The organism is Streptomyces sp. JLBJ103 (genome assembly GCF_058215575.1).
Window position 1 is genome coordinate 382,902 of the sequence record NZ_CM177089.1, and the last position, 22,501, is coordinate 405,402.

Sequence of the window (22,501 nt, forward strand, 5' to 3'; positions counted from 1 at the left end):
AGTCTGACACCGGGAACACCGGCCCGGAAGGGCGGCATCTACCCAACTTCTCGTGGACTCAAGGGACTTGACGGGACACTCATGGGGCCACGTCCATTGTGCGGTCCTGGCCCCGGCGCGACCGGCCCTCGGTGGCCCCGCCCTTGGGCGCCGCTGTCGGCACGAAGACGTACGCCAGCACCGCACCGGCGAGCCCGGCCGCCGCCGCGGCCATCAGCACCCGGTCCAGCCCCTGCGCCGGAGTGGCACCCTGCCGGAACAGCACCCCGAACGCCGCGACGCCCAGCGTCTGCCCCAGCTGCCGGAAGGTGGTCATGGCCCCGGCCGCCATCCCGCCGCGCTCGGGCGGCAGCGCCGCGAACACAGCGGCGCCCATCGCCGGGCCCATCAGCCCGACGCCGACACCGGTGACGGCCAGGCCGAGGGTCACCGACCCGGCCGAGGACCCGGCGTCCAGCCCGGACTGGAGCGCACAGCCGACCCCGCTGAGCAGCAGACCGGTGCCGAGCACGGCACGTGGCGACCTGCCGTGCAGCGCACGTCCGCTGAGCAGTGAGGTGGCGAAGGACGCCAGGGCGAGCGGCATCAGGGCCAGACCGGCGCGCACCGGGCCGAGGCCGAGCCCCGACTGAAGCCACACCGAGGTGTAGACGAGCGCGGCGAAGGCGGCGGTCGAGGCCACCACGCACATCACCACGGCGGAGAAGGCGGCGCGAGTGAAGAGCCGGATGTCCAACAGCGGTGCGGGACAACGCCGTTCGGCGTGTACGAAGGCGGCGAGACCGAACGCGGCAAGCGCCGCCCAGAGCGCCACCGCGGCCGGGGAGCGATGCGCCTCGCCCGCCGTGGTCAGCGCGTAGGTGAGCGATCCGGCGCACAGCGCGAAGGCCGCCGTTCCGGGCAGATCGAGCCGTGCGGCCGCCGCGCGGCGCTCCGGAGCCGGACGCCGCTCGGGGGCGGGGAGCCGCGTGGTCAGCGCGAGGGTGAGCAGAACCAGCGGGACGTTGACGAAGAAGGCCGCCCGCCAGCTCAGCCACTGGGTGAGCACACCACCCGCCATCGGCCCGGCCGCCGCCCCCAGTCCGGTCACCGCGCCGAACACGCCCATCGCCCGGCCCATGTCCGGGCCGCGGTAGACGGAGCCGATGAGCGCGAAGGTGGTCACCGCTATGGCCGCGCCACCGACACCCTGGAGTCCGCGCGCGGCGATCAGCACCCCGGTGGTGGGGGCCAGACCACAGCCCATCGAGGCGAGTCCGAAGACGGCGAGCCCGGCGATGTACACGGTGCGGGCGCCGAACCGGTCGGTGAGCGCACCCATGGTGAGCATCAGGACGGCGAGGACGAGGGTGTAGATGTTCGCCACCCACTGGAGTCCGGACAGTGAGGCGGACAGATCGCCGCCGATGTCCGGGAGGGCGACGGTCAGGACGGTCGTGTCGAGCAGGAACAGGAAGGTGCCGAGGCAAACGGCCACCAGGGGCCACCACATGCGCATCTGAGGTCCTTGCGGAAGACGGAAGACGGAAGGCGGAAGCGCGAAGAGCGCGGGAACACCCACACATTCCGCCCTGCCCGCCCGGTACCACCAGCCAGATGGCAAACGGTGACGGATACTGGCAGGCTGAGCCGCGATGTCATCGAATACCGTCAAGCTTGATGAGACCGACCATCGCCTGGTGCATGCGCTGCGGATCGACGGCCGCGCCCCGCTGCGCACCCTCGGGGAGGCGCTCGGAGTCTCGGAAAACACCGTGGCCCGCCGGTACCGACGGCTGCGCTCGGCCGGGATTCTGCGGGTGGTGGGCACCCTGAACGGCTCCCGGCTCGGCTACAGCGCCTGGACCATCCGGTTGCGGTGCACCCCGGACGCGGCGGTTGCGCTGGCCACGGCGCTCGCCGCCCGCTCCGACACCTCCTACGTCCATCTGCTGTCGGGCGGCACGGAGATCTCGTGTTCCGCGCAGACCCGATCCGGCGATGAGAGCGACGCGCTGCTGCTGCACAAGCTGCCCCGCACCGGCCGTATCACCTCGGTCTCCGCCCATCTGCTGCTCGGCCAGTACGCACTGCCCAGCAGTTGGGCGGGGCCGGACCGGCTCACCGCGGAGCAGATCGCACTGCTCACCCCGACCCCGGACCCGAGCGCCATCGGAGATGCCACCGGAAACGCCACCGGAAACACGGCCGGGGCCACCGAGCCCGAGGAGCCGCCGGTGCTGGGCGAGGGTGACCAGGCGCTCTTCGCCGTACTGGCGCGCGACGGCCGGGCGAGCTACGCGGAACTGGCCGCCGCCACAGGCTGGTCAGACTCCACCGTGCGCCGCAGGCTCACCGTGCTGCGCAGGTACGGGGTGCTGGCCTTCCTGGTCGACATCCCGCCCGCCGCGCTGGGTTTCCGGGCCGAGGCGCGGTTGTGGATGTCGGTGCGGCCCTCGCGGCTGACCGCCGTGGCGTCGGCGATGGCCGAGCACCCCGAAGTATCCCTGGTGGCCATGACCACCGGCCCGACCAATCTCCTGGCGGCCGTCAACTGCCGTGACACGCTGCATCTTTCGCGCTATCTCACCGAGCGGATCGCCTCACTGGACGCCATCCGCGCCCTGGAGACGGCACCGGTCATCCGTACCGTCAAGCGCGCCGGAGCGCCGCTCCCGCGGTAGGACGCCGCGGCGGATCAGGCCGGTCGGGGCCAGAGCCTGCCGTCGGCGTCCCTGGCCAGCGAGGTGAGGGAGGCCAGCAGGACCAGCGCGACCAGCCCGGTGGGCAGGGCAGGCGCGGCCCATGCGGCATGGGCCACCAACAGTCCACCGCAGGCCGCGCCCGCGACCAGGGCCGCCAGCAGCGACAGGTCCGTCCACCGCACCCGGCGGTTGCGGGCCGCCTCGACCAGTAGTGCGGTGAGGACACCGGTGAGATAGGTGGTGGAGAACCCGGGCGGGCAGACGGCGCGCACCAGCCCGCTCTGGCCGCCCATGGCCAGTGCGGCCACCGCGAGCAGCCCCAGCTGACGGCCGCCCGCGGGGTGGCCCCCGGCGGCGTCCCACACCACCCACAGCACACCGAGGGCCAGCAGTTCCACCGCGAGTGCCCAGCGGGCTCGCACGGCCGTACGGCGGCCCCGGACGATCCGGCCGCTCATCAGCGCGCCGATGACATAGCCGCACAGCGCCACCGCGGCGTCCCGGGCCAGATACGGATCACGGGCGCCGGTCGAGAGGCCGAGCAGGGAGAGATTCGCGGTCATGACGCTGGTGAACACACCGCCCAGCGCCAGGAAGCTGATCGCGTCCATCGCGCCGGTGGCCACCGTCAGCGCCACCGCGGCGGTCAGTCCGCCCGCCCTGTGGGCCCGGCCCCGGCGCCGTCCGCCCAACCCTCCGCCCGGCCTTCCGCCCGGCCGTCCGCCCGGTGTGGACATCCCCTCGGTCGCATCTGCCATCGGCACTCCTCCGGCCGCACGGCGGGTGCCCCCGCCACCGGACGGGAAACAGCGGAAGACACCCCTCCACAGACCCTGAGACGACCTCGGGAAACCCCCCGAAGCTGATGGCCACTCAGGAAATAACGGCACCGACTCCAGGTACGACCCCTTGCCAAACCCAGATCGTACGTGTTCGGATTATCTCCATCGGGCCCCGACGGCCCTTGCGAAACCGCTGCTCAGACCCGGTACCACGGGTCGAGTCCGGTCTGTCCGGCCGATATGTCGGTGTGCTGACATATCGACTCGCTGCCTCTGCCCGTCCATCCCCCCTTTCCCGGAATCCTCCTGCCCACTTCCCGGAATCCTCCTCGCTCTTTCCCGGAATCCTCCTCCCTCGCGCTCCGCGGCCCCTACCTCCCGCACCGACCGGGACAGCCGCCCCGGCGCTGTCTGGTACCACCCATCAGTCCTTGGAGGGACCCCCGTGTTCGATCTTTCCTCCGTCGACCTCCTCGACGCCTTCACCCGTGAGCTGGAGCTGTGCAAGCTCCGCGAAGGGGAGCATGTGGTCGTCCTCGCGGAGCCCGCGAGCCGCGGCGACTACGTCGCGGCCGCCTTCGGCGCCGCGAAGGCGTGCGGCGCCCATGTCATCGCCGCCACGGTCCCCGGCGGCAGCCCCGCCCCCATGCCCAGCACCCACACCGGCGCCGGGCCCGGTCTGACCTCCGTGCTCACCGACACCACCGCGCAGGACCTGCTGAAGTCGGCCGATCTGGTGGTCGACCTCACCCAGGAGGGCTTTATCCACGCCCCCGTCCAGCAGGAGATCCTCCGGGCCGGTACTCGCATCATCTTCGTCTGCGACGCCCCCGACGTGCTCATCCGCAATCTGCCGCGCCCCGAGGACAAGGACGAGGTCCTCGAGGGGGTCGGACTGCTGGAGCGGTCGGAGGTCATGCGGGTCACCTCCGCCGCGGGCACCGATCTGACCGTCCGGCTGAGTGGCGCCAAGCCCGAGTTCCAGTGTGGGTTCGCCGACGATCCGGGCCGCTGGGACCACTGGCCCAGCACCATGGTGCTCTGCTGGCCGGAGATCTCCGACGGCCGGATCGTGCTGGCCCCCGGAGACATCCTGCTGCCGTTCAAGGAGTACGTCCGGGACCCCGTCACCCTCCAGGTCGAGGGCGGGCACATCGCGAAGGTGTCCGGTGGCGCCGAGGCCGAACTGCTCACCACCTTCTTCGACGACGCACAGGACCAGTGGGCGCGCAGCCTGTCGCACATGGGCTGGGGCCTGATGCGCACCGCCGACTGGTTCGCCACCGCCATGTACGGCAAGGGCGATCTGATGGGTATGGACGCCCGGGCGTTCGCGGGCAACTTCCTGTGGTCCACCGGCCCGCATCCGGTCCTGGGCCGCGAATCCTACGCCCACCTGGACATCGCCATGCGCGGCTGCACGGTCTCCGTCGACGGCACCGACGTCGTGGTGGACGGCGCCCTCCAGGATCGCTGACCCGCATATACGCATCGCACCGCGTCCGTGGCCGTGACCGTGGCCGAACGGACCGCATTCGGAAGCTGGAGGAGAAGTGGCGTCCACTCAGTCGTACGAAGTCACCATCGTGGGCGGCGGGCTCGGGGGGCTCACCGCGGCGCTCGCACTGCGCCACCGCGGGCTGCGGGTCACCGTACTGGAGCAGGCGCCCGAGCTCGGCGAGGTCGGCGCGGGCATCCAGACCGCGCCCAACGCCAGCCGGGTGCTGCTGGGGCTGGGCCTGCGGCGTCAACTGGAGGCCATTCACACCGAGCCCCTGGACCAGGTGCGGCGGCGGTGGCAGGACGGCAGTGTTATCGGGCTGACCCCGCTGGGCGAGCGCTGCACCAGCGGGTACAACGCCCCGTACTGGCACTACCACCGGGCCGATCTGCACCGGGTCATCATGGACGCCTGTGTGGACCCAGCGGGCCCCGGCCCGGTGGTGGCGCTGCACACGGACAGCCAGGTGTCCGGTCTTGACACCACCGATCCGCGGCGGCCGGTGGCCATCACCGAGGACGGCCGACGGTTCCCCTCGGACGTGCTGATCGGCGCGGACGGGGTGCGGTCCCGGGTGCGCGATCTGATGGGCGCGCCGGACACCCTGGTGTTCTCCGGCGAGATGGCCTTCCGCACCCTGATCCCGGGTGAGTTGATCGCCGCCGATCCGGCGACCCGCTGGCTGGTGGACCGCTTCCAGAGCACCATCTGGTACGGCCCGGACCGGCATCTGGTGCACTACATGATCCGCGGTGGCGAATACCTCAACGTCGTGGCGTGTGTGCCATGCACCGAGGAAGTGGCCGAGCGCTGGACCGCGGCCTCCTCCGCCAGGGAGCTGGTGGACGCCTTCCCCGGCTGGGACGACCGGGTCCCGGCCATGCTGTCCAAGGCCAAGGACGATGTCACCTGCTTCGCCCTGTACTACCGCCGCCGGGACCCGGTGTGGACCGATGGCCGGGTGGCCCTGCTCGGTGACGCCTGCCACGCCATGCTCCCCTACCAGGCTCAGGGCGCCTCGCAGGCCATGGAGGACGCCGCGGTGCTGGCCGAGGAACTGGGCGCGGTCACCGCCGACGGCGCCACCGCGGCGCTGCGCCGCTACGCCGACCGGCGGGCCAAGCACGCCGGCATGGTCCAGGAGGCGTCGCTGCGCAACAAGACCCTCTACCACCTCCCCGACGGGCCGGAACAGCGGGCCCGGGACGAGAAGCTGCGCCGCGGCTTCGACGGGGAGTCCGATCTCTCCTACGACTGGCTGTGGGGCGGCACTCCGCTCAACGACCCCGATCTGGGGGCCTTCTCCTACCAGTTCGCCCGCTGAACCGGCCGCCCACCGCGGTCCGCGTCCGGATCACGTCCGCCATGGTGCGGCACGTGCTCAACTCGAACGACACCATGGAGCACACGTGAAGACGGGAAGTCAGATCGTTCAGGAACTCCCCTGGAGATGGGGAGTCCAGGGCAAGATATTCATCATCGGTGGCCTCGGCTATCTGTTCGACGCCTATGACATCGCCCTCAACGGCTTTCTGATGCCGCTGCTGGGCAAGGAGTTCGGCCTCTCGCTCTCCCAGAGCGGGCTGGTGGCCACCGCCAACCTCGTCGGCATGGCCGTCGGCGCCATCGTCTGGGGCGCGATCGCGGACCGGATCGGGCGCAAGCGGGCGTTCAGCGTCACATTGCTGATCTTCGCGGTGTTCTCGGTGCTGGCCGCGTTCTCCCCCACCTACTGGCTCTTCCTGGCGCTCCGCTTCCTCGCGGGGGTCGGCCTGGGCGGCTGTATCCCGGTGGACTACGCGCTGGTGGGCGAGTTCTCACCGAGGAAGTACCGGGGGCGGGTGCTCACCGCGCTCGATGTGTGGTGGCCGGTCGGGGTCACGCTGTGCGGGCTGGTCTCCACCGCGATGCTGCCGCTGGACGGCAACTGGCGCTGGATGCTGGCCACCATGACGCTGCCCGCCCTGCTGCTGTTCTGGGTGCGGCGCGGTATCCCCGAGTCGCCCGTCTACCTCGCCGAGAAGGGCCGGGAGGCCGAGGCGCGGGAGGTCATCGACGACCTGGTGGCCCGGACCGGCGCGACCGTGGAGCCGTATGTGATCCCGTCCCCCGCCGAGCGCGACGACCGGGCCCGGGGACTGGCCGCCGCCGTCGAACAGCTGCGGGGCGTCTGGCGGTTCAGCCCGCGGATCACCTCGGCCGCCTGGCTGGTGTTCGCCACCGTGATGCTGGTCTACTACGCGGCGCTGAGCTGGATGCCGACCATCCTCAAGCAGGAGGGCCAGGGCGACACCGCCGCCTTCTTCGGCACCACGCTGATGAGCGGAGTCGGCATCGTGGGGGTACTGGTCTCGACCGTCCTGGTGGACATCGTCGGCCGCAAATGGCTCATCGGTGTCACCGCGCCGCTGGCCACGCTGGCGCTTGTAGCGTTCGCGCTGGTGATGAAGATGCCGACGGCGCCTCTGGTCGCCATCGCGGTGTTCGGCTTCCTGATGCAGCTGACCATCCCCGCCATGTACGCCTATGTATCCGAGCTGTACCCGACCCCGCTGCGGGCGAGTGGCTTCGGCTGGGCCTCCTCGGTCAGCCGGGTGCTCACCGGCTTCGCGCCGCTGCTGTTCGGCTCGCTGATGTGGCCCGTGCTCGGACTGCCGCTGACCTTCGGAGTACTGGGACTGGCCGTCCTGGCCGCGATGGTGTGGATGGCCGTGGCCGCCCCGGAGACCCGTGGACGGGCGCTGGACGAGACCGGTGAGGCGACCGCCGCCCCGGTGCGGCCGGCCCCTGGGAAGGCGGTCCGCGCCTGACCGGCGAGGGACCCCACGACACGACAGGAGAGAGATGAAGCCCGCCCCGTTCGTCTACCACCGGGCCCGTGACGCCGTCGGCGCCACCCGGCTGCTGAGCGAGCTCGGTGATGAGTCGAAGGTCATCGCGGGTGGCCAGAGTCTGGTCGCGATGATGAACTTCCGGCTCGCCCGGCCCCGCCATCTGGTCGACGTCGGCGGCTTGAAGGAGCTCGACCATCTGCGCACGGGCCCCGACGGGGCCCTGCACATCGGGGCGCTGACCACCCATCACACGGTGGAGACCGCGTCCGACGAGCGGCTCGGCAGCGGGTTCGCGGTGCTGCGGGCGGCGATGGAGTGGGTGGGCCATCTGCCGATCCGCACCCGCGGCACCGTCGGCGGCAGCATCGCACACGCCGACGCCACCGCCGAGTGGTGTCTGCTCGCGGTGGCGCTGGACGCCGAGATGGTAGCCCTGGGGCCGCGCGGTGAGCGCCGGATCCCGGCCGCCGACTTCTTCCAGGGCTACTACACCACCGCACTCGACCCGGATGAACTGCTGGTCGAGGTGGTCTTCCCCCGTCCGGCACCGTACGCGGCGCTCACCGAATTCGCCGAGCGGCGCGGGGACTTCGCGATCGTGTCCACCGTGGTGGCGCTCGACCTGCGGGACGGCGCGGTGCACGGTGGCCGGGTGGCGCTGGGCGGTGTCGCGCCGCTGCCGGTGCGGTCCCCGGAGGCGGAAGCGGTACTGGCCCGTGGCGGCCCCGCCGGTCCGGAGCTGTTCACCGCGTGTGCCGAGGCCGCCGCGGCGGCGGCCGATCCCCCGGGCGACGCGAACGGCGACCCCGCCTACCGCACGGCCCTCATCCGCGAACTGGTCCGGCGCGCCTGCGAGGAGGCGGTTTCCCGGTGAACGACACCACTGACGCACAGCGGCGGGCCACGGGGCACGGCCGGGCACCCGCCCCGGGCGGAGCGTGGATCGGCTCCTCGGTCGGCCGCCGGGAGGATCCCCGGCTGCTCACCGGCCGCGGCCGGTTCACCGATGACATCCAGTTGCCGGGGATGCTGCACGCACAGTTCGTCCGTGCCACCGTCGCCCACGCGACCGTCACCGGGATCGATCTGTCGGCGGTGCGCGATGTCCCCGGTGTGGTGGCCGCGTTCACCGCCGAGGACCTGGAGCTCGGTGACATCACGGCCCGGCTGGGGCGTCCGGCCTCCGAATTCGTCGCCACCGCCATGCCGGTGTTGGCCCGGGACCGGGTCCGCTTCGTCGGCGAGCCACTGGCCGTCGTGGTGGCCCGCGACGCGTACGCCGCGGAGGACGGCCTGGAGGCGGCGAAGGTGTCCTACGAGCCCCGCCCGCCGGTGGTCTCGGCCGAACGGGCCCTCACCCCCGGCGCAGCCCTGGTCCATGACGAGGCACCGCACAACACCCTGCTGGATGTGTCGATGTTCGCCACCGAGGGGATCGACGCCGTCTTCGACAGCGCCCCGCACGTGGTGCGGGTGCGGGCCAGGACCGGACGGCAGAACGCGCTGCCGCTGGAGACCCGGGGCGCGGTGGCGAGCTGGGACGCCAAGGAGGACCAACTGCTGCTGCACACCTGCACCCAGGTGCCGCACCAGGTCCGCACGGTGGCCGCGCGCTGTCTGCGGCTGGACGAGCGGGCGGTGCGGGTGGTCGTCCCCGACATGGGCGGTGGCTTCGGCCTCAAGTGCGTGGTGGGACGCGAGGAGATCGCGGTGGCGGCGGCCGCGCTGCGCCTGCGCCGCCCGGTCAAGTGGATCGAGGACCGCAAGGACGCCCTGACGGCGTCGTTCCTCGCCCGGGAGCAGCACTACGACGCGCGGGCGGCCTTCGACGCGGACGGCCGGATCCTCGCGCTGGACGCCGACATCGTGTGCGACATGGGCGCGTACTCGTGCTATCCGTTCACCGCCGGGATCGAGCCGCTGATGGCCTCCGCCGAGATGCCCGGGGTGTACAAGGTCCCCGCGTACCGGGTGCGCGGTCGGGCGGTGACCACCAACAAGGCGCCGACCGCGCCGTACCGCGGGGTCAGCCGACCGCAGTATGTGATGGTGGTGGAGCGGCTCTTCGAGCGCGCCGCCCGGGAGCTGGGGATGGACCCGGTGGAGATCCGGCGGCGCAACGTCATCACCGACTTCCCCTACACGGGCGTCAACGGCATCACCTACGACCCCGGCTCCTACCAGGAGTCGCTGGACCTGTGCGAGCAGGTGGTCAAGGACGAGGGCTGGTACACGGCCCGGGAGGAGGCGGCGGCCGAAGGACGCCATCTCGGCATCGGCTACACGTGTTTCAGCGAGCGCACCGGCTATGGCTCCGCGGCCTTCGCCCAGCGCAAGATGGAGGTGGTCCCGGGCTTCGACATATCCGAGATCCGGATGGACACCAGTGGCGCGGTGGTGGTGACCACCGGGACGATGAGCCACGGGCAGAGCCACGAGACCACGATGGCCCAGATCGTGGCCGACGAACTCGGTCTGGACATCGCCAAGGTCCGGATCCACCAGGGCGACACCGACCGCATCACCTACGGCTGGGGCACCTTCGCCTCCCGGTCCATCGCGGTGGGCGGCAGCGCGGTCCGGCTGGCCGCGGCCAAGCTGGGCGAGAAGCTGTGCCGGATCGCCGCGGCCCGCTGGGAGCTGTCCCCCGACGCGGTGGAGCTGGTGTCCGGCGGGGTCCGCAGACGGGACGGAGCGGGCGAGATCCTGGGGTTCGAGGAACTGGCGGACATCGCCTATCTCAAGGCGCATCTGCTGCCGAAGGATGTGGAGCCGGGGCTGTCCGCCACCGCCACCTTCGATGTGTTCAACGACGGCACGTTCTCCAACTCCACCCACGGGGTGGTGGTGGAGCTGCATCCGGGCACCGGGCAGGTGGAGATCCTGGCGTATGTGTGCGTCGAGGACTGCGGGGTGGCGATCAACCCCCAGGTGGTCGAGGGCCAGTGCCGCGGCGGTATCGCCCAGGGCATCGCGGGCGCCCTGTTCGAGCAGATCACCTATGACGAGCAGGGCGAGCCGTCGGCCACCAGTTTCATGGACTACAAGGTCCCCACCGCATACGAGATCCCGGATGTGCTGATCCGCCATCTCGAGACACCGTGCGCCTTCACCGAGACCGGGGCCAAGGGCACCGGCGAGGGCGGCACGATCGGGGCGCCCGCGGCCGTACTCAACGCGGTCAACGACGCCCTGCGGTCCACCGGAACCGAACTCGACACCACCCCCATCACCCCGGAGACCGTACAGCGCGCCTTCGGCCGGACCGTGGAGCACACCTCATGACCGACACCGCCCCGCGGGAGCGGCAGCTCATCACGCTCGACGTCAACGGCGAGCGCCATGAGCTGCTGATCGAGCCGCGCCGCACCCTCGTCGACGCCCTCCGCCACGATCTGCTGCTGACCGGCACCCACGTCGGATGCGAACACGGCATCTGCGGCGCCTGCACCGTCCTGGTCGACGGACGCCCGGCCCGCGCCTGTCTGATGTTCGCCGCCCAGGCCGAGGGAGCCCAGATCCGCACGGTCGAATCCCTGGACGACCAAGGCGAACTCAACGATCTGCAAAGGGCGTTCACCCAACACCACGGGTTGCAGTGCGGTTTCTGCACCCCCGGATTCCTGATGCTCGCCGAGGGTTTTCTCGCCGAGCGTCCGGAGGCGACCAAGGAGGAGATCCGCGAGGTCGTGGCATCCAATCTGTGCCGTTGCACCGGCTATCAGACCATCGTCGAGGCGATCGACGACTGCGCCGCCCGGCGCCGGAAGGAGATGTAGATGCAGCTGTCCAACACGGTCCCGGTCGCGGCGCCGCCGGAGGCGGTGTTCGCCCTCGTCAACGACGTGGAGCGGGTCGCCTCCTGTATGCCGGGCGCCACCCTCGACGGCCGTGACGGCGACACCTGGCACGGCCGGGTGAAGGTCAGGGTCGGCCCCATCACGGCCGCCTACGCGGGCACGGTCCGCTTCCTGGAGGTCGACACCGAGCGGCGTCGGCTGCGGGTGCAGGCGCAGGGCGCGGACGAGCACGGCAATGGCGACGCGGAGGCCGAAGTCACCCTGGAAGTGGCGCAGGCCGCCGAGGGGGCCCGGCTGGACATCTCCACCGACCTCGTCATCCGCGGCAAGATCGCCCAGTTCGGCAAGGGCGCGATCGGGGCGGTCTCCGACCGGATCCTCCAGCAGTTCGCACAGAATCTGGGCGGGCTGCTGGACCAGGACCGGGCCGCCGCCGCACCGGGGGCCCCGGCCCCCGCCGCCACGTCCGGCACCGCCGCGTCCGCCCCCGTGTCCCATCCGCCCGCGCCCGCCGCGGACGCCGAGCTCGACGGGCTGTCGCTGATCGTCGGTCCGGTGCTCGCCAAGTACGGGCCGCTGGCCGCGGCGTTCGCCTTCGGCCTGTTCGAGGGCTGGCTGCTGGGACGGCTGACCACCCAGGAGAAGCAGTTGCGCGCGGCGGGGAGGATCCGATGAGCGCAAGCACCTACGGCGAGGAGACCGACCGCACCTACGAGCGGGCCGGATTCGGCGCGTCCGTGCGCCGCGGCAGCCGCCCCGCCGTGGTGGTCGTGGATCTCACCCGTGGCTTCACCGAGGACACCTTCCCCACGGGGGCCGATCTGACGGAGACGGTGGCCGCCACCTCGGCGCTGATCGAGGCGGCCCGTCCGGCCGCCGTGCCGGTGTTCTTCACCGCCATCGCCTACTCTCCGGCGGAGGCCGCCGGAGACGCGGTCGCCTGGCTGCGCAAGGCACCGGGGATGCGGGCGATGACGGAGGGCAGTGGCGCGGTGGCGCTCGACCCCCGGCTGCCGCGGCGGGAGGGGGATCACCTGGTGGTGAAGAAGGGCGCCTCGGCGTTCTTCGGCACCTCGCTCGCCGCGATGCTGACCGGTCTGGGCCGCGACACCGTCCTGGTGTGCGGGGCGACCACGAGCGGCTGCGTCCGGGCCACCGCGGTCGACGCGGTGCAGTCCGGCTTCGATGTGCTGGTGCCCCGCGAGTGTGCCGGGGACCGCGCGGCCGGTCCGCACGACGCCGCTCTCTTCGACATCCAGGCCAAGTACGGCGATGTCATCGATCTCGCGGAGGCCACCGGCTATCTCGGCCGGCTGCCCGCCGCCCGTCCCGCCCCGGTTTCGTGACCGGCCGTCCCCAGGAGGTGCCCGTGCCCGAACGGTCCGTGCTTCAGTCCGCCCTCGCCGATCTGGCCGATGTGCCCGCCACCGGGCGGTGGGTCCGCTCCGGCCGGACGCGGCTGCATGTGCTCGACTACGGCGGTTCGGGGGTGCCGCTGATCGTGCTGCCCGGAATCACCTCACCCGCCATCACCATGGACTTCGTCGCCCGTGAACTCATGGGCACGGTACGCCCGTTGGTGGTCGACGTCCGCGGGCGGGGGCTGTCCGACGCGGGCGGCGGGTACGGCCTGGAGGAGTACGCCGAGGACACCGAGGCGGTGGCGCTCGGGCTGGGCCTTGACCGTCCGCTGCTGCTCGGCCACTCCATGGGCGCGCGGATCGCGGCGGTGGTCGCGGCCCGCGGCAAGGTGGCGCTCCGGGGCACCGTCCTGGTGGATCCACCGATGAGCGGGCCGGGCCGGGGGCCGTATCCGACGACTCTGGAGACCTTCCTCGGCCAGCTGGACCAGGCGCTGCGCGGCACCGACGCGGACGAGGTGGCCCGTGCCTGGCCGCGGTGGCCGCGGCGGGAGCAGGAGCTGCGGGCCCGCTGGCTGTCGAGCTGCGCCCGGGAGGCGATCGCCGCCACCCACCGCGGTTTCGAGACCGAGGACTTCTTCGACTGGTGGCCCTCGGTGCCCGGTCCCACGGCGCTGCTCCACGGCGCGGAGAGCCCCGTGGTCACGGCGAGGGACGTGGAGGAGGCCGCCCGGATGAATCCTCCGGCGCGTCTGACGGCGGTTCCCGGAGCGGGCCACATGGTGTTCTGGGACAGCCCGGCCGCCGCGATCACGGCCGTCCGCGAGGCTCTGCGCCCCATGCTGGCGTGAGGGCGCGGTACGCGCCGGGAGAAGAACGCGACACGGGTCGGAGCCGGATCACCAGCCGTGATTGAGTGAGGTCATGTCTGACGAAACCACACCTGCCGGGTCCTCTTCGCCGATAGCTCCCGCCGCCCTGACCGCCGCCCCCGGCTATCAGGTCCGCCGTCTGTACCAGGCGTATCTGGCGGTGTGGGTGCGCGCGGTCGACCCGACGCTGACCGGTCCGCAGTTCGCGGTGCTCACGGCGGTGGACGCGGCGCCGGGCCGCGACCAGCGGTCGATGGCGTCGGCGGTGGCCCTGGACACCTCGACCATGGCGGATGTGGCCCGGCGGCTGGAGAACCGGGGGCTGCTCACCCGGCGGACCGCCGCCGAGGACGCCCGCCGCAAGCTGCTCTTTCTGACGGAGGAGGGCGAACGGACCCTCCGGGCGGCCAATGAACGCGCCCGCGCCCTCGACGAGCGGCTGATGGAGCAGTACGGACCGGAGCGGCGCGAAGAACTCATGCACCTGCTGACGTCCCTCGCCGATCACTGGGAGGGGCTGACCGAGGAGCCGTAACACCGCTCGCCACCACGGCATGGGGTGTGACGGCTCCCCCGTTACGAATTCTGTGGAGGACCCCATGCCGGATCATCACATAGGGCTGATCGTGCCCAGCTCGAACCTGACGATGGAGACCGAGCTGCCGCGGATGCTGCGCGCCCGCGAGCGCGTGGCCCCCGAGGACCGCTTTGTGTTCCACAGCAGCCGGATGCGGATGCGGCATGTCACGCCCGAGCAGCTGCGGGAGATGAACGCGCAGACGGAGCGGGCCGCCCTCGAACTGGCCGACGCCCGGCCCGATGTGGTCGCCTCGGCCTGTCTGGTGGCCCTGATGGCGCAGGGGCCCGGCCATCACGAAGTGGCGGAGGCGGAGATCGCCGCGGTCCTCGACGGCCAGGGGGCGAAGGCGCCGGTGGTCTCCAGCGCGGGCGCCCTGCTCAGCGGGATCGCGGCGCTCGGCGCCCGACGGGTGGCCATCGTGACCCCGTACATGAAGCAGCTGACCTGTCTGGTGGCCGGATGCATCGAGGCCGCGGGGGTCGAGGTGGTCGACGCGCTGAGCCTGGAGGTGTCCGACAACCTGGCGGTCGCCCGGCTCGATCCGGCGGATCTGCGCCAGCACTGGAAGCGGCTGCGGCTGGACGGCGCGGACGCGCTGGTGCTGTCGGCGTGTGTGCAGATGCCGTCCCTCGCGGCGATCCAGGCGGTCGAGGACGAGGCCGGACTGCCGGTGCTGTCGGCCGCGACCGCCACCACCTTCCAGGTGCTCGACGCGCTCGGTCTGCCGACGGTGGTACCGGACGCGGGGCGGCTGCTCAGCGGCGCCCTATGAGCACCGCCACCGACGCGCTGCGCGCACTGGCCGTCCCGGAGGCACAGCGCATATCGGACCGGGCCGCGTGTGTGCCGTGGCCCGGTCGGAACCGGCCATGGGAACGATCAACGCCATCATGAACCGCCGTCGCGCCGGCCCTTGACGCTCCCTCATCGGGTCCGTAACTTCGATTCAACTTTTGAAGATCCACCCGTCGACAGCACTCACTGCTCTTCAAGGGGCGAAGGCCATGAATGGTGTGCGTAGACGTACGGTGCTCACAGCGGTCGGTGGTACGGCTGTCGCGGGCGGGGCCGCGACCGGCACCGCCCGCGCCGGTGAATCCCCCGGCGCGAAGGTCCTCCAGCCGAAGCCATTGGGCTCCGGCCCCCACGGCACATCCCGCACGGGCCCTGATGAGGCCAAGGTCCAGGCCCTGCTGGGGCGGATGACGGTCGAGGAGAAGCTCGGCCAGCTCCAGCAGTTGACCTGGGCCGGGAACACCGGCCCCGGCGGGGGCCAGACCGAGGCCGCGGAGGAGGCGGCCCGCAAGGGCAGGCTCGGATCCGTGCTCAACATCTACGGGGCGAAGTACACCAACGCCCTCCAGCGGATCGCGGTCGAGGAGTCCCGCCTCGGTATCCCGCTGCTCTTCGGGCTCGATGTGATCCACGGCTTCTGGACCACCTTCCCGATCCCCCTCGCCCAGGGGGCCGCGTTCGACCCCGCGGTGGCCGAGCGGGACGCCGAGGTGTCCGCCAAGGAGGCCCGTTCCAACGGGGTGCACTGGACCTTCTCCCCGATGATGGACGTCACCCACGAGCCGCGCTGGGGGCGCATCGCCGAGGGCAACGGCGAGGACCCGTATCTCACGGCCGCGTTCGCGGCGGCCAAGACCCGCGCCTACCAGGGCCGCGACCTGGCCGCCAAGGACCGGCTCGCGGCATGCGCCAAGCACTTCGTGGCCTACGGGGGCGCCGAGGGCGGCCGCGACTACAACACCGTGGACGTGTCCGAGGCACGGCTGCGCAATCACTACCTCGGGCCGTTCCGGGCGGCCGTGAAGGCCGGGATCGCCACCGTCATGGCGAGCTTCAACACCATCAGCGGAGTGCCGGCCCACGGCAACACCCACACCCTCACCGACATCCTCAAGCGGGAGTGGGACTTCGACGGCTTTGTCGTCAGCGACTACACCGGCGTTCAGGAAATGATCGCCCACGGCTTCGCCGCCGACGGCGCCGACGCGGCGCGGCTGGCACTGGGCGCCGGTGTCGACATGGAGATGGTCAGCACCAACCTCGTCGACCACGGCAAACGGCTGCTGAAGGAGGGGAAGATCTCCGCCGAGCGGCTGGACGACGCGGTGGCGCGCGTCCTGCGGCTGAAGTTCCGGCTGGACCTCTTCAACCACCCCTATGTGGACGAGGACGCGGCCATCAGCAAGCCCGGCAAGGATGCCCGCTCCGCCGCCCGCGAGACGGCCGCGCGGTGCATGGTACTGCTCCGGAACGAGAAGTCGGCGCTCCCCTTGAGCACATCGGCCCGTTCCCTCGCGGTGGTCGGCCCGTTCGGCGACTCCACCGACCTCCTCGGTACCTGGGCCGGTCCCTGGGGCGAGTCGTTCCCCGCGGTCACGGTCCTCGACGCGGTCAAGGACGCCGTGCCGAAGGCCGAGGTGAGCTACGCCAAGGGGGTGGACGCCGGCGGCGAGGACACCGGTGGCATCGCCACGGCGGTGGCCGCGGCCAGGGCCGCCGAGGCGACCGTCGTGGTGGTCGGAGAGGCGTCCGCGCTCAGCGGCGAGGCGAGCGCGCGCAGTGACATCAGCCTGCCCGGCGCACAGGAGAAGCTGATCGAGGCCATCGCCGGGACCGGCAAGCCGTTTGTGGTGGTGCTGGTCAACGGGCGTCCGCTGACGGTCGGCGGCTGGCTGGAGTCGGCCCCCGCCGTCCTGGAGGCATGGCATCCAGGACTCGAGGGCGGACACGCCATCGCGGATGTGCTGTTCGGCAAGGTCAACCCCGGTGGCAAGCTGCCGGTGTCCTTTCCGCGCGCGGTCGGCCAGGTGCCGATCTACTACAACCACGAGAACACCGGCCGCCCCTACGACCCGGACAACAAGTACACCTCCAAGTACCTCGATCTGCCCGACGGCCCGCAGTTCGCCTTCGGATTCGGGCTGAGCTACACCACCTTCAACATCGGCGAACCCAGGCTGTCGGTGACCCGGATCGGGGCCGACGCGCTGCGCAAGGGCGACACCGTCGACGTGGCGGTGACGGTGCGCAACACCGGGCGGCGCACCGGCGATGAGGTCGTCCAGCTCTATCTGCGCGATCCGGTGGCGAGCATCGTGCAACCGGTGCGCAGGCTCTGCGGTTTCCGCCGGGTCACCCTCGACGCCGGGAAGTCCACCACCGTGCGCTTCCGGCTGAGCGCGGAACACCTGGGTTTCTGGACCCATGACCCCGCGGGGACGTTCGTGGTGGAGAAGGGCGAGATCCGGCTCTACGCGGGCAACAGCTCCCTGGCCAGGGGCGAGCGGACCCTCACCATCGTCTGAGGTATTCCGCTCGGTGTGCGCCGGGGCGGTTCCGCACCGGCCCCGGCGCGCTGTCCCTCCCGGACAGGGCCTAGTTGTAGGGTGCATGCTGACCGCCTCGTCCGACGGAGACCACCTCCATGACCGCCGCCGCACCCTGCCCCCGTTGGCCCGCTCCCCGTCCGGCGGGGGTGTCGTGGGCGGTGTGATCACGGGCTTCGGTGTCATCGCGAGCATCGTCGTCACCGGCTATGTGCTCGGCCGACGCGGCTCCCTGGGCGGCCACGGCCGGGAGGTGCTCACCCGGCTGTCCTTCGATGTGGCGTCCCCCGCGCTGCTGTTCACCACACTCTCCCGGGCCGACCTCTCCGTCGTGGTCTCCACTCCCCTGCTCGTCACCGCCCTGAGCACCTGTGTGGTCGCCGGGGTGTTCGTGGCCGTCGGCGCCTTACGCGGGTGGAGCGTCGGGCGCACCACGATCGGCGCGCTGTGCGCCAGCTATGTGAACGCGGGCAACCTCGGCATCCCCATCGCCATGTACGTCCTCGGCGACGCCGGGGTGATCGCTCCCGTACTGCTCTTCCAGCAACTCGTCATGGCACCGATCGCGCTCACCGTCATCGACCTCAGCCGCCCCGATGTGCGCCCCTCGCTCGTGCGCCGGCTGACCACGCCGTTCCGCAACCCCATCGTCGTCGGCTCACTGTGCGGTGTCGCGGTGTCGGCGACCGGGTGGCGGATCCCGGGGCCGGTGCTGGAACCGCTGTCCCTGCTGGGCGGGATGGCCGTGCCCGCCGTCCTGCTGGCCTTCGGCCTCTCCCTGCCGGGCACCGCGCTGCCCGGCAGGGGCGCGGAGCGCGGGCCGGTGCTGCTGTCGGTGGCGCTGAAGTCGTTCGCCCAGCCGGTGGTGGCGTGGGCCATCGCGGCCGGAGTGTTCGGACTCGGCGGGCCCGCGCTCTTCGCGGCCGTCGTCACCTCCGCGCTTCCGGCGGCACAGAACCTCTTCACCTATGCCACGCGCTACCAGACGGGCACCGTGCTGGCCCGTGAGTCGATCCTGCTGTCCACGCTCCTCGCGGCGCCCGTCCTGATAACGGTGACGGCCCTGCTGGGGTGAGACCGGGGCGCGTCCGCGCCGCCGCAGGGGCCCGTGGCAACTGCCCGCGCGTGCCCGGAGAATCGGTGGTTTACCCCCAGGCCGCCAGGGCAGGCGGTATCTCGTGCTTCGGACCGGAGGCACGCGCCGCGGGAGCAGTGTGACTGCCATCCCGCAGGACGCGGCCCCCACCTGTCCTGCGCACGCTTCCGCGATGCGGGTCCCCTTCGGTCCCGGCAGCCCCGTCAGTCATCGCAGGAGGTGTGTTCCGTGACGACCGCAGCGCAGCAGAACATGGCACGGCCCCAGACCGTCCAGACCCTCTCCACGAAGCACTCGCACGACGACGCACCTGACACCCGTGCGGAATTCGAGGAGATCGCCCGTCTGCCCGACGGGCCCGGGAAGGAGGCGCTGCGGCAGCGGGTCGTGGAGGCGTGGATGCCGATGGCCGAGCGGCTGGCCCGCCAGTACCGCAATCGCGGCGAGTGCCTGGAGGACCTCCAACAGGTGGCCGCGCTCGGTCTGGTGAAGGCCGTCAAGCGCTACGACCCCGAACACGGCACGGCCTTCGCGGGGTTCGCGGTGCCCACCATCGTCGGGGAGATCAAGCGCCACTTCCGGGACCACCTGTGGGTTCTGCACGTCCCGCGCCGGGTCCAGGACCTGCGCAACCGGGTACGGGCCGCACACCGCGAACTCTCCCACTCCCTCGACGACCGCCCGCCGCGCACCGACGAAATCGCCGCGCGCACCGGCCTCACCGAGAAGGAGGTGCGCACCGGGATGGAGGCCCTGGGCAGCTTCACCCCGCTGTCCCTGGACGCACAGCTGACGGGCGCGGACGACGGCTACTCCCTGGTGGACACGCTCGGCGCCCAGGAGCCCGCGTACGACCGGGTGGTGGACCGCGAGGCCGTACGCCCGGGGCTGACCCGGCTGCCCGACCGGCAGCGGCAGATCCTCTACCTGCGGTTCTTCTGCGATATGACGCAGAGCCGGATCGCCGAGCAACTGGGCATCTCCCAGATGCATGTCTCCCGGCTGCTCCACCACACCTGCTCGACCCTGCGCGACCAGGCGCTCGCCGGGACGGTCTAGGCACCGTCCGCGCCCCGGATGACGGCGCCCAGGACAAGTCCTAGTGGGTCAGCGTCGCCTTGGCGGTCACGATGACCAGGCCGAGCAGCAGATTGCCCGCCCCGGCCACCAGCGTCAGCCGCAGGGAGGCCCCGGCGCGCCGTACGGCCACGCTCGCCCAGCCGACCTGTTCGGCCACCGCGACACCGAGCGCCAGCCAGGACGCCCCCTCCAGGCCCAGCCCCAGCAGCGGGCTGATGGCCACGGCGACGGCGGGTGGTACGGCGGCCTGCACGATGGGCCACTCATGGAGGGCGACCCGGCGCACCTCCCGTCCGTTCAGCGGCCGTTGGCCCAGCCGCTGACCCGCGAGCCGGGCGTAGACATGCGCCGCCCAGAACACCAGCCCGGTGATGAGCAGCAGCGCGACCAGCTGGACCCGGGGATAGGGACCGGGGGTTCCGGTCCCGGCCACCACGGAGGCGGCGAGCAGCGCACCGTAGACCGCGCCGGAGTAGTCGCGGGAGTGCGCGGGCGCGGTGCGGACGTGCTGGGCGGCGGTGTTCATGCGGTGCTCAGGCCCAGGACGGGTCCCACCCATCCGGAGCCGTGGTCGAGCTGGTAGTCGAGGTTGACGGCGGCGTTGACCAGGGCGAGATGGCTGAACGCCTGAGGGAAGTTGCCCAGTTGCTCACCGGTGAGCCCGATCTCCTCGGAGAACAGGCCCAGGTGGTTGGTGTAGGTGAGCATCTTCTCGAACGTCAGCCGGGCGTACTCCAGCCGTCCGGAGCGGGCGAGCGCGTCCACGTACCAGAAGGTGCACATGGAGAAGGTGCCCTCCGAGCCCTTCAGCCCGTCGGGTGAGGCGGCGGGGTCGTACCGGTAGACGAGGCTGTCGGACACCAGTTCCTGGTCCATCGCGTCGAGGGTGGACAGCCACATGGGATCGCGGGGTTCGACAAAGCCGATGAGCGGCATCAGCAGCAGTGAGGCATCGAGCACGGGCGAGCCGTAGTGCTGGATGAACGCCTTGCGATCCCGGTTCCAGCCGCGGTCCATGACCTGCTGGTAGACGGAGTCCCGGGTGATCCGCCACATGCTCTGGTGGCTGGGGCGGCCACGGCTCTCGGCGAGCCGCACGGCGCGGTCCAGGGCGACCCAGGACATCATGCGGCCGTAGGTGAAGTCCTGGCGGCCGCCGCGGGTCTCCCAGATGCCTTCCTCGGCGCGGTCCCAGTGGTCGCAGAGCCAGTCGACAACCCGGGACATCTCGGCCCAGCCGCGGTGGCCGATGGTGATCCCGTGGGTGTCGGCGTGGAAGAGCGAGTCCATCATCTCGCCGTAGATGTCCAGTTGGAGCTGGTCGGCGGCGCCGTTGCCGATCCGGACCGGGGCGGAGCCGCGGTAGCCCTCGAAGTGGTCGAGGGTCTCCTCCACGAGGTCGGAGCTGCCGTCCACCCGGTACATGATCTTCAACGGTCCCGAACCGTCGCCCGCCTGCTCCACCACGCGGTCGCGCAGCCAGGTGACGAACGCCTCGGCCTCGGCGGTGAGGCCCAGCCCGAGCAGGGCGTAGACGGAGAACGAGGCGTCCCTGATCCAGGTGTAGCGGTAGTCCCAGTTGCGCTCCCCGCCGATCTGTTCGGGGAGCGCCGCGGTCGGGGCGGCCACCAGGGCGCCGGTGGGGGCGTAGGTCATCAGCTTGAGGGTGATGGCGGACCGGGCCACCGTCTCCCGCCAGCGTCCGGTGTAGCGCGAGCCGCGGGTCCAGCGGCGCCAGAAGCGGGTGGTGGTGTCCAGCATCCGCACCGCCTCCTCCTCGGGCACCCGCCGGGGGGCGACCGCGTGGCCCGCCTCCGCGGTGTCCAGGACGACGCCCGCGGTCTGGCCCGCGGCCAGGTCGAGGGTGGCTCGGACGTCCCCCTCAGTGGCGTGGATCTCGGCGTGCTCTCCGAACCGTTCACCGGCGGGGTGCAGGGTGATGTCGACCGTGTCGCCGTGGAAGACGGCTCCCTCGTCGTGGATCTCCAGGCTGTGGCGTTCGCGTCCGTAGCCCGGCCGGGGGCGGCAGTCCAGGTCGAACCGCATCCGGCCGCGCACCACACGGATCAGCCGGACCAGCCGGTGGCGGTCGGTGGCGGGGCCCGGGGCCACCGGCATGAAGTCGTACACCTCGCCGACCCCGTCCGGGGTCATGAACCGGGTGATGAGAATGGCGGTGTCCGGGAGATAGAGCTGTTTGGTGATGTAGTCCGGACGTCCGGGGGTGACCCGGAAGTGTCCACCGCGCCGCTGGTCGAGCAGGGCGGCGAAGATGCTCGGGGAGTCGAACCGTGGACCGCAGAACCAGTCGATCGTGCCGTCGGTGGCCACCAGCGCCGCGGTCTGGAGATCTCCGATGAGGCCGTGGTCACTGATGTTCGGATAGGTGTCCATCGTGGGGTCCTCCCACCGGATGCGCCCTCCTGAGCTCAGCTCACGCACTATCGTCGCACCGCGTGCCCGGTCCCGCGCGCCGACCGGCGCTCACCCCGCGTTGCGCCGCTGGAACGATGTGCATCGGCCCAGTGGGTGACCGTGGCTCCGTCGGGAGTGACGACGCCTTCCGGGAC

General features: G+C 71.5%; 19 protein-coding genes. 15 read left to right on the forward strand and 4 right to left on the reverse strand.

Annotation, left to right across the window (positions count from 1 at the left end; all coding sequences use genetic code 11):
* Nucleotides 1–79: 79 nt before the first annotated feature.
* Nucleotides 80–1,498, reverse strand: a complete 1,419-nt coding sequence (locus tag AC4BEG_RS01530) for an MFS transporter (protein ID WP_490704087.1) — start codon at nucleotides 1,496–1,498, stop codon at nucleotides 80–82.
* A gap of 136 nt (nucleotides 1,499–1,634) precedes the next feature.
* Here AC4BEG_RS01530 and AC4BEG_RS01535 point away from each other — a divergent pair, with 136 nt between their 5' ends.
* Nucleotides 1,635–2,663, forward strand: a complete 1,029-nt coding sequence (locus AC4BEG_RS01535) for an Lrp/AsnC family transcriptional regulator (protein ID WP_490704088.1) — start codon at nucleotides 1,635–1,637, stop codon at nucleotides 2,661–2,663.
* A gap of 14 nt (nucleotides 2,664–2,677) precedes the next feature.
* Here the strand turns inward: AC4BEG_RS01535 and AC4BEG_RS01540 are convergent, their stop codons facing one another.
* The gene (locus AC4BEG_RS01540; protein ID WP_490704089.1) at nucleotides 2,678–3,442 is read right to left on the reverse strand and encodes a YoaK family protein; all 765 of its coding nucleotides are present in this window, start codon (nucleotides 3,440–3,442) and stop codon (nucleotides 2,678–2,680) included.
* Nucleotides 3,443–3,911: 469 nt separating this feature from the next.
* On the opposite strand from AC4BEG_RS01540, the gene AC4BEG_RS01545 reads away from it, so the two are divergent.
* The 14 genes from AC4BEG_RS01545 to AC4BEG_RS01610 all read left to right on the forward strand — a co-directional run bounded on the left by AC4BEG_RS01545 (nucleotide 3,912) and on the right by AC4BEG_RS01610 (nucleotide 19,910).
* Entirely contained in the window at nucleotides 3,912–4,943 is a 1,032-nt protein-coding gene (locus AC4BEG_RS01545) for a 2,5-dihydroxypyridine 5,6-dioxygenase NicX family protein (protein ID WP_490704090.1), read from the forward strand.
* 76 nt (nucleotides 4,944–5,019) lie between these two features.
* A complete protein-coding gene (locus tag AC4BEG_RS01550) occupies nucleotides 5,020–6,291 on the forward strand; it encodes an FAD-dependent monooxygenase (RefSeq protein ID WP_490704091.1) in 1,272 nt (423 codons plus the stop codon).
* 85 nt (nucleotides 6,292–6,376) lie between these two features.
* A complete protein-coding gene (locus AC4BEG_RS01555) occupies nucleotides 6,377–7,777 on the forward strand; it encodes an MFS transporter (RefSeq protein WP_490704092.1) in 1,401 nt (466 codons plus the stop codon).
* Nucleotides 7,778–7,811: 34 nt separating this feature from the next.
* Nucleotides 7,812–8,675: an FAD binding domain-containing protein gene (locus tag AC4BEG_RS01560; RefSeq protein WP_490704093.1), complete on the forward strand. Its 864-nt coding sequence runs from the start codon at nucleotides 7,812–7,814 to the stop codon at nucleotides 8,673–8,675.
* Nucleotides 8,676–8,743: 68 nt separating this feature from the next.
* Entirely contained in the window at nucleotides 8,744–11,086 is a 2,343-nt protein-coding gene (locus tag AC4BEG_RS01565) for a xanthine dehydrogenase family protein molybdopterin-binding subunit (protein ID WP_490707331.1), read from the forward strand.
* Complete coding sequence (locus AC4BEG_RS01570) at nucleotides 11,083–11,580, forward strand: (2Fe-2S)-binding protein (protein ID WP_490704094.1); 498 nt, start codon at nucleotides 11,083–11,085, stop codon at nucleotides 11,578–11,580. The genes AC4BEG_RS01565 and AC4BEG_RS01570 overlap by 4 nt, the downstream gene beginning before the upstream one ends.
* Nucleotides 11,581–12,276, forward strand: coding sequence for an SRPBCC family protein (locus AC4BEG_RS01575; protein ID WP_490704095.1), 696 nt, complete (start codon nucleotides 11,581–11,583; stop codon nucleotides 12,274–12,276).
* Nucleotides 12,273–12,947 (forward strand): isochorismatase family protein, encoded by a 675-nt coding sequence (locus AC4BEG_RS01580; protein ID WP_490704096.1) that lies wholly within the window; start codon nucleotides 12,273–12,275, stop codon nucleotides 12,945–12,947. Before AC4BEG_RS01575 ends, AC4BEG_RS01580 begins: the two co-directional genes overlap by 4 nt.
* A gap of 23 nt (nucleotides 12,948–12,970) precedes the next feature.
* A complete protein-coding gene (locus AC4BEG_RS01585) occupies nucleotides 12,971–13,813 on the forward strand; it encodes an alpha/beta fold hydrolase (RefSeq protein ID WP_490704097.1) in 843 nt (280 codons plus the stop codon).
* Nucleotides 13,814–13,886: 73 nt separating this feature from the next.
* Entirely contained in the window at nucleotides 13,887–14,369 is a 483-nt protein-coding gene (locus tag AC4BEG_RS01590; protein WP_490704098.1) for a MarR family winged helix-turn-helix transcriptional regulator, read from the forward strand.
* Between the two features lie 64 nt (nucleotides 14,370–14,433).
* Entirely contained in the window at nucleotides 14,434–15,186 is a 753-nt protein-coding gene (locus AC4BEG_RS01595) for a maleate cis-trans isomerase family protein (protein WP_490704099.1), read from the forward strand.
* Between the two features lie 232 nt (nucleotides 15,187–15,418).
* The gene (locus AC4BEG_RS01600) at nucleotides 15,419–17,734 is read left to right on the forward strand and encodes a glycoside hydrolase family 3 N-terminal domain-containing protein (RefSeq protein WP_490704100.1); all 2,316 of its coding nucleotides are present in this window, start codon (nucleotides 15,419–15,421) and stop codon (nucleotides 17,732–17,734) included.
* 175 nt (nucleotides 17,735–17,909) lie between these two features.
* Nucleotides 17,910–18,830 (forward strand): AEC family transporter, encoded by a 921-nt coding sequence (locus AC4BEG_RS01605; RefSeq protein ID WP_490707332.1) that lies wholly within the window; start codon nucleotides 17,910–17,912, stop codon nucleotides 18,828–18,830.
* 273 nt (nucleotides 18,831–19,103) lie between these two features.
* Nucleotides 19,104–19,910: a SigB/SigF/SigG family RNA polymerase sigma factor gene (locus AC4BEG_RS01610; protein ID WP_490707333.1), complete on the forward strand. Its 807-nt coding sequence runs from the start codon at nucleotides 19,104–19,106 to the stop codon at nucleotides 19,908–19,910.
* A 40-nt stretch (nucleotides 19,911–19,950) separates the two neighbouring features.
* Here AC4BEG_RS01610 and AC4BEG_RS01615 read toward each other — a convergent pair whose 3' ends face one another.
* Both AC4BEG_RS01615 and AC4BEG_RS01620 read right to left on the reverse strand, forming a co-directional pair.
* Nucleotides 19,951–20,457, reverse strand: a complete 507-nt coding sequence (locus tag AC4BEG_RS01615) for a hypothetical protein (protein ID WP_490704101.1) — start codon at nucleotides 20,455–20,457, stop codon at nucleotides 19,951–19,953.
* Entirely contained in the window at nucleotides 20,454–22,325 is a 1,872-nt protein-coding gene (locus AC4BEG_RS01620; RefSeq protein WP_490704102.1) for a glycoside hydrolase family 15 protein, read from the reverse strand. The genes AC4BEG_RS01615 and AC4BEG_RS01620 overlap by 4 nt, the downstream gene beginning before the upstream one ends.
* Nucleotides 22,326–22,501 lie beyond the last annotated feature (176 nt).

Excerpts from the sequence above, each read along its gene's own strand:
- AC4BEG_RS01540 (WP_490704089.1), bottom strand. The coding sequence starts at position 3,442 with ATGGCAGATGCGACCGAGGGGATGTCCACACCGGGCGGACGGCCGGGC.
- AC4BEG_RS01530 (WP_490704087.1), bottom strand. The coding sequence starts at position 1,498 with ATGCGCATGTGGTGGCCCCTGGTGGCCGTTTGCCTCGGCACCTTCCTG.
- AC4BEG_RS01610 (WP_490707333.1), top strand. The coding sequence starts at position 19,104 with ATGGCACGGCCCCAGACCGTCCAGACCCTCTCCACGAAGCACTCGCAC.
- AC4BEG_RS01535 (WP_490704088.1), top strand. The coding sequence starts at position 1,635 with ATGTCATCGAATACCGTCAAGCTTGATGAGACCGACCATCGCCTGGTG.
- AC4BEG_RS01575 (WP_490704095.1), top strand. The coding sequence starts at position 11,581 with ATGCAGCTGTCCAACACGGTCCCGGTCGCGGCGCCGCCGGAGGCGGTG.
- AC4BEG_RS01560 (WP_490704093.1), top strand. The coding sequence starts at position 7,812 with ATGAAGCCCGCCCCGTTCGTCTACCACCGGGCCCGTGACGCCGTCGGC.
- AC4BEG_RS01595 (WP_490704099.1), top strand. The coding sequence starts at position 14,434 with ATGCCGGATCATCACATAGGGCTGATCGTGCCCAGCTCGAACCTGACG.
- AC4BEG_RS01580 (WP_490704096.1), top strand. The coding sequence starts at position 12,273 with ATGAGCGCAAGCACCTACGGCGAGGAGACCGACCGCACCTACGAGCGG.
- AC4BEG_RS01600 (WP_490704100.1), top strand. The coding sequence starts at position 15,419 with ATGAATGGTGTGCGTAGACGTACGGTGCTCACAGCGGTCGGTGGTACG.
- AC4BEG_RS01570 (WP_490704094.1), top strand. The coding sequence starts at position 11,083 with ATGACCGACACCGCCCCGCGGGAGCGGCAGCTCATCACGCTCGACGTC.
- AC4BEG_RS01620 (WP_490704102.1), bottom strand. The coding sequence starts at position 22,325 with ATGGACACCTATCCGAACATCAGTGACCACGGCCTCATCGGAGATCTC.
- AC4BEG_RS01590 (WP_490704098.1), top strand. The coding sequence starts at position 13,887 with ATGTCTGACGAAACCACACCTGCCGGGTCCTCTTCGCCGATAGCTCCC.
- AC4BEG_RS01615 (WP_490704101.1), bottom strand. The coding sequence starts at position 20,457 with ATGAACACCGCCGCCCAGCACGTCCGCACCGCGCCCGCGCACTCCCGC.